Origin of the sequence: Microcystis sp. LE18-22.4A, from assembly GCF_027531105.1 — a bacterium.
Lineage (GTDB): Bacteria > Cyanobacteriota > Cyanobacteriia > Cyanobacteriales > Microcystaceae > Microcystis > Microcystis aeruginosa.
Genome location: NZ_JAPZRB010000556.1, coordinates 1 through 7243 on the forward strand (window position 1 = coordinate 1; position 7243 = coordinate 7243).

At 39.5% G+C, this 7243-nt stretch carries 4 protein-coding genes; all 4 read left to right on the forward strand.

What is annotated here, in order from left to right:
- Positions 1-298: 298 nt before the first annotated feature.
- The gene (locus O9295_RS23925) at positions 299-5056 is read left to right on the forward strand and encodes a lectin-like protein (protein ID WP_288035812.1); all 4758 of its coding nucleotides are present in this window, start codon (positions 299-301) and stop codon (positions 5054-5056) included.
- Between the two features lie 159 nt (positions 5057-5215).
- The gene (locus O9295_RS23930; RefSeq protein WP_288035818.1) at positions 5216-6661 is read left to right on the forward strand and encodes a hypothetical protein; all 1446 of its coding nucleotides are present in this window, start codon (positions 5216-5218) and stop codon (positions 6659-6661) included.
- Positions 6662-6951: 290 nt separating this feature from the next.
- A complete protein-coding gene (locus tag O9295_RS23935; RefSeq protein WP_288035820.1) occupies positions 6952-7194 on the forward strand; it encodes a hypothetical protein in 243 nt (80 codons plus the stop codon).
- 3 nt (positions 7195-7197) lie between these two features.
- Positions 7198-7243: helix-turn-helix domain-containing protein (locus O9295_RS27590; RefSeq protein ID WP_353737100.1), on the forward strand; the 46-nt coding region annotated here is incomplete at its 3' end.

Consider the following 7243-nt stretch of genomic DNA (forward strand, 5'->3'; position numbering starts at 1 on the left):
AGGGTTTGCTGAATAAATCTAAAAACCTTGTTGGATAACGCTTTTAGACTTTTTTTGCCTCAAAAAGTGCCGACCTTTGGAGTGATTGGGGGGAAAATCCCTGGACTTTTTTCCTGAAAATTAGGTAATTGACCACATGAATAATGAGTAAAACCCCACACCCCACACCCCACACCCCACACCCTACCCCCAGGAAAAACTTTTTCACCAGACCCTATTTAGTTAAGTCAAAAATCCGAGTTAGTTTTGGACAAATATCCTAGAAAGAAGTTTAACTAGGAAAGGGAAGGAGGCTAAGATGTCTACTGTTATTAGAAATAATGTCTTGTTGAAGCTAAATCATCTTAACTTTTCAGAAATATTTAAGGATCTGTTGTTCGCTAATTACTTAGAAGACTTTGCCAATTCTTCAGATTTTTATCGACAAAGTACAGAAGTTTTTGGGCAGAACTTTAATCAAGAAAAATTATTCAGTTTACAACAAGAGTGGCAAAATTCAGATTTTCATCAATTGCCCAGAATAGAGCTGCTTTCATCGGGAGAATTAAAAGGAGCTAACGGAGCGTTTGCGGAAGCAAATAATACAATTTATCTATCAGAAGAATATCTACAGCAGAATTGGGAGCGTCCGGAAAAGATTGTCGAGGTTATTTTAGAAGAAGTAGGTCATTTTGTTGATGCTCAGATTAATAGTCAAGATGCTTCAGGTGATGAGGGAGCTATTTTCAGTGCTTTATTGCGGGGAATCAAACTGAGTCCGCAAGAAATGGCAAGTTTGAAAGTTGAAGATGATAGTAATACGATTACTTTAGCAGATCAAAATATTCAAGTTGAACAGTCCACTCAACCATTGCGCGATTGGGTAACGACTATTGTAGGTAAAATCATAGATCAAATAATAGAGAGCGTTCAAAATAATATTATTAATAGTCAGGCAACTTTACCTCTTATTGGTAGTGATAAACTCAGTGTAATCGGTGAAAAAATTATCAAAAAGTTAAACGAATTAAAAACAGATAAGCTCACAAAAGTTTTGAATAAACTAGAAGATAAAGGAGAGGATGCTGTTCGGCAATTTCTCTTTGATCAGTTGGGACCTAATGGCTTAAAACTGTTAAGGAATAATAATGGCGATCATCAAATAACGGTAGATGATATCACAGTAAAATTGGCGGCAGACGACTGTAATTTTAAGTTTAAACTTGGCGAAAACTTAGAGTCTTTTGATACTAATATATCCACCGACATTGGCTTACCAAATTTGGGATTAAAGGTTAATAATGGCTCTGCTAAAGTTGATCTAGTTTATGAACTTAATCTCAATTTTGGACAAGATAATACTGGCTTATATTTTAATACTTTAGCACCAGACGATCTGAAGTTAACAACTAATCTATCTTTGCCTGATTTGGATGCTACAGGAGAATTAGGATTTTTCGATGTTGATGTTAGTGATAAAAATAGTAATATCGGTATAGATATTGTATTAGATGTGCAGGAATCTGACAATTTTTGGCGTTTTCAGGTTGATGAAACTCCAACATTTGATGTGAAAGCATCTGGAGAAGCAGATATTAATTTAGGTTTCACAACTAAACTTGATTCTAGTAATTATCTGCCATCTCTTAGTACAGATTTTAATTTAAACTGGACATTTAATCAAGACGATATTGAGGAAAGTTTGCAAGATTTTGGAGAAATAAAAAAACTTGAGTTCAACGATGTTCAAATAAAATTAGGTAGCTTTCTGGGTTACTTTTTTGGAAAGTTTTTGTCTGATATTAAAGAGCCAATAGGTTCGATAATTAAAATTATTAAACCAGTAACGGATATTTTAAATAAACCGATCGATCTCAAGGTTATTGCTCCTTTTACCTTGTTAGATGTAGCTAAACGTTTGAAATATATTAATAGTAGCGATATAGAATTTTTGGAAGCAGTCAATGATATTGATTCTATAATTAAATCCATTCCTAGTGACAGTAATTCAGAAATAAAATTAGGTAGTTTTAAAATAATAGAAACAGATCCGCGTCGGGTAGATTTTGATCTAAGCGAGAGTAATCTTGAGATAACTAAAACAGAACTAGGGTTTATCGATCAATTGAATAACGAGGCTAAGACCAAAGAATTTTTTGAAGTTATCGATGGCAAAGGATTAGAATTTCCAATTTTTCAAAAACCAGTTAATGCTTTTCATTTAATCTTAGGTAAAAAGGGAATAGATATAGTAACCTATGATGCCCCACAACTAGCAATTAACATTCCCAATATTTCTATTTTTGAAGTTACCTTAGTCTTTTTAACTTTGGGAATGGAAGGCTCATTAAAAGCTGGTCTTAATTTTGACTTTGGATTTGATAGTACGGGATTTAGTCCTCAAAATAGCTGGCAAGACGGATTTTATATCAATGATGGCAATACCCCAGAAGTTGAACTAGATTTTGGCATCCATGCCTATGGGGAAACAGGTATAAATTTGGGGTTAGCTTCGGTGGGTGCGGGAGTGCGTGGAGGGTTATTAGGAACTATTGATTTAGATATTAAAGATACTAATTCAGATGGAAAAGTTCGTTTTGATGAGTTACTGGATAATTCAAATTTAGTCGATTGGTTTGATGCCAATGGAAAAATTAAAGCCGAATTAAGTGCTTATGTCAGAGCTTGTATCAATTATTTTTTTAGCAAACGTTGTTGGACATTGTGGAGCAAACAATTTCTTTCGGAAACACTAATTGACTTCGATCTTGACAAATCGCCAACACCCCCTGCTTTGGCGACCAAAATAGATGGAACTCAAAACTTAAGATTAAATATTGGTCCCGATGCGGCAATGAGAATGACCCCCGGTTATACTACTGATATAGCTGAATTTTATACTATTGATTTTGCGGAGCCAGAAAATAGTCAAGCTGTCACCGTGACTGGATTTTATCTCAAGCAAGAATATCGTGACGTTACAAAAGTTATTGGTGATGGCGGCAAGGAAGATGATGTAATCAAGCTCAACCGAGACTTATTAATTCCAGCAGAATTGCAGGGTGGTGAAGGAGCAGATGAACTTTATAGTGGTAGTGGCAACGATAATTTAAATGGTGGTAAAGGAGCCGATTTCTTAGTAGGAGGAGCGGGAGCGGATACTCTCGACGGCGGCAATGAAGATACTAACTGTTCCGCGGGAGAATGTATTATTGATATTGTTAGCTATGAAACCGCAAAAGTAGGCGTTACTCTAAATCTTTTTAATCCTCAAAATAATAGTGGAGATGCAGTTGGAGATGTTTTCAATGCCATTGAACAATTTAATGGCTCTGCTTGGGATGATACCTTAATTGGCGATGGACAAGATAATATCTTTTTAGGGGGTGCGGGCAATGATCTAATTCAAGGTAATCCGGGGGATGATCTAATCATTTTAAACACCTATGATCACGATATCTTATATGGAGAAGATGGTGATGATCATCTCTTAGGCGGCAAAGGTAATGATACTTGTTTTGGAGGTTTTGGCAATGATCTTATTGAGGGCAATGTAGATGAAGATCTGCTTCTTGGAGATAGTGGCGATCCTTATCTTAATTTCGCCAATCAATCTGCTAACGATAGTCTCAATGGTGGCGAAGGAAACGATTTACTTGCGGGAGAAATCGGTAATGATTGGCTAGTCGGGGGTGATGGTGATGATAAACTATATGGTGATGATAAAGCTTTATTCTATCTCGGTCATAAATATTTATTGAGTCCATCCACTAATTGGGAACGCGCTCAATTAATAGCGACAAAATTTCAAGGGTATCTGGTCACTATTAATAGCATAGATGAGAATCAATTTCTGAGTCATAATTTATCAATTTTACTAGAATCATATCCGAATGGAAATGAAAGTTTATGGATAGGATTAACTGACAAAGATACAGAGGGAAAATTCCAGTGGATTAACGGGGAAAAAGTGACCTACACCAACTGGGATCAAGGCCAACCCGATCATCTCCAAGATACGGAGGATTACGGGTATCTCCAACTAAGCGACGGTCAATGGGGTGATCTCCCGAAAGACGGTTTTACTACTAAAGACGACCCGCCATTATCATTGCCACTAAGAGGCATTATTGAAATCGATGCACCTGTCACACTGAATAGAAATGATTCCCTTTACGGCGGCAATGGGAATGATTCTCTCTATGGAGAAGAAGGAGATGATTTCTTATTTGGAGAGGCAGACCATGACAGTCTCTACGGAGGCTTGGGAAATGATATTCTCGATGGTGGAGAGGGAATTGATGCCCTTTGGGGTGAAATGGGCAATGATACCCTTATCGGGGGGTTAGGCCATGATTTACTCAATGGCAATGAAGGAAATGACGCTTTAGAAGGCAATGAAGGTAATGACAATATCTACGGCGGTTTAGGAGACGATCTGCTGAAAGGGGGTTTAGATGCTGACTACCTAGTAGGTGAAGAAGGAGGGGATACTTTAGACGGGGGAGATGGTAATGATCTTCTACTTGGAGGTTTTGACAATGATTTTTTAAGTGGTGGCACAGGAGATGACTTTCTCTATGGACAAGAACTCAACGATTATCTCTCTGGTGGGACGGGGATGGATTATGTGGATGGAGGTTTAGGCGACGATATCCTCTACGGAGACGATGGCAACGATACCCTTTTTGGTAATAATGGACGGGATATCTTAAATGGTGGCAGTGGAGATGACCTTCTGGTGGGCAACGATGCCGCAGATACCCTTACGGGAGGCGCAGGAAGCGATCGCTTTGCCTATACCACCATACGGGATACTGGCGACATGATCATGGACTTTCAAGTAGGAATCGATCAGGTTGTTTTGACAGAAATCTTCAGAAGCTTAACTATCAGCATCTCTAGTTATAACCATGCGATCAGCAATGGTTATCTCAGTTTTGGTCTCAAAACGGATGATGTAATCTTACTTCTCGACCAAGATGGTTCGGGTATTCAGCGTCCTCGACCTTTTATCACCTTTGATAACATGACGGTTGCTGCCTTAAACCAATCTAGTAACTTTGTGGTTATCTAGCGGTGTGCATTTACTCGATCGATAATTGACAAACCTTCAGAGGTCATCATTGATGTCATTAAATCTTGACACGAATGTTTCTTGGCGGTAGCGCGATCGATCACCCCATTGCTGAAAAGGGGTTTATAATGACATCTAAACATTATAGACCCAGACGAAATGCCGACTTTTTCACGAATTTTAGCCACTAACTGCATTGTTTCTGGTTTCTGGATTTTCTCTCTTTCCCTGTTGAGTAGTCCCGCACAAGCTTTAATGCTTTTAGGTGATACAATTCCGAGCCAGCAACTGAATGGAACTGTTAAGTATAGAGATGGAGGTGGTCTTTTTCTTTCTAACAACGCCCAACAAAATGAAGATAGCGCCCTCGGCAATCAGGTAGGCAATATCTACAATTTATCCGGTAACTTTATTGGTTCTAACTTGGGTAATTCGTCCATTCCCGCTTTTAATTTGGAATCGGCTTTAGGACTGTCCGACGGTTTTTTAAGCCCCGATATAGATAACTTTATAGAGGCGATTGAAGGCTCTGCTATCACCCAACGTCTGGTCTTTTCCGACAAGATTAAATATACTTTCGGCTGGACATTTTTTACCAATGAAGGAGTAATTCCAGCTAATTTAAAACCAGACTATGCTTTTGCTTTAATTCGCAATACTAACGATCCCTTGAATCCCGAATTTATCGTCTTGAGCAGTAGCACTGATGCGAAACTGGTTAACTCCACTACAACTTTCAATGATGCGATTATTGCACCTTTTCTCAAGGAAAATTCTGGTCGGATCATCCGTGATTTCGCGCCAGGAACCTATGATATATCCTTCGGGGTGGTAGATGTGATCGATGGGGACGACACCAGTGCTTTAGCGGTTTGGGTTCCCGATTACGGCGACCATAAATTTGTTTATAGAACTTTACGAAAAGATGACGGAGCCCGCTACCTAGAATCTGAATTGCAGCGACTCGGTATTTATAAAGACGATGAGATCGATGGACAGCCCGATCCAAATGCTTCCAGAGATGATCTAAGCGATCTGGACGGGTTTTCCGTGCAGAAAGATATCGACGATGAAGATGGCGTGGTGTTCGGGGGTTCTTCGGCAACCGGTTTTTGGGCCGATGTGACTTTTAATATCAATCGACTCTATGACCCAAATCGGCCAGAAGCGAGCGACTATCAACTCAGAGCTTGGTTTAATGGCGCACTGTTGATCGATGATTTACTCCGACTGGCACCGGGATTGATTCCTAGCGATCCCGAGGTCATTCCAGATACTAACTTTCCCAATCTATTTAGAAAACGTTATTTTCTACCATTCGATCCCAGTAAAACCTACAGCCGCTTTCGTTTAACTTGGAATCCCGTCAATCTTAATGTTCAGTCTTTTGGAGAATTTTTTTCTCAGGGTGATAACCAAATTTCTCGCGGAGAAGTTGCAGATTATCCTTGTGTAGAGGGACAGGGTAATAATCAATCTGTCTGTACTCCGCCGCCTCCCGTTCCCGAACCCAATTCTCTGTTAGGCTTATTCGGTGTCGGCATCTACGGACTATTCAAAAAGACAATACACGAGAGAATCCTGTGTCGCTATCTTCCGAGATAGCATAGCTTGTTTCGGGGCAGAAAACCGGCAAAAAGAGGGAATCGCTTACTCTAAAGATTAATAACCATAAGGCTAGTGATCGCCGTACAGTGAACTTTATGAAATCGCTCCACTCCAGATACACTCAACGGTATAGCTATTTTCAAGGGAAAATGTACTCGTTAGTCTCTTTTCAATTTGTTCTGAGAAGCTCCATGTAGTCAGGGTTTTGTTGATTTTTGAGTATTTCTGTATGGGGAAAGTCCAGACATATAAAGCCGCTAAACTGAAAGAGTTGAGCATGATGACCTATGACCATTGAGATCGACCAACCAATAGAACAAAAGCAACTCAGCTTTGACGAGTTTCTCGCTCGTTACGGTGGCGATAATCGCTACGAACTCATCGATGGAGAGGTGTTCGATTTGGAACCGACGGGTTTGCATGAGGAAGTCGCAGCTTTCATCGAAAATTTGGGTCTGAAACCCCGTCGTTCTACGACGGCTTTACTGTTAAATATGAGCATCGTTTACGAAATATATGCTAAAATGTGAGACATGGAAAAAGCCTATTCGTTTCGATTTTACCCAACACCCGAACAAG

Excerpts from the sequence above, each read along its gene's own strand:
- O9295_RS23925 (WP_288035812.1), top strand. The coding sequence starts at position 299 with ATGTCTACTGTTATTAGAAATAATGTCTTGTTGAAGCTAAATCATCTT.
- O9295_RS23935 (WP_288035820.1), top strand. The coding sequence starts at position 6,952 with ATGACCATTGAGATCGACCAACCAATAGAACAAAAGCAACTCAGCTTT.
- O9295_RS23930 (WP_288035818.1), top strand. The coding sequence starts at position 5,216 with ATGCCGACTTTTTCACGAATTTTAGCCACTAACTGCATTGTTTCTGGT.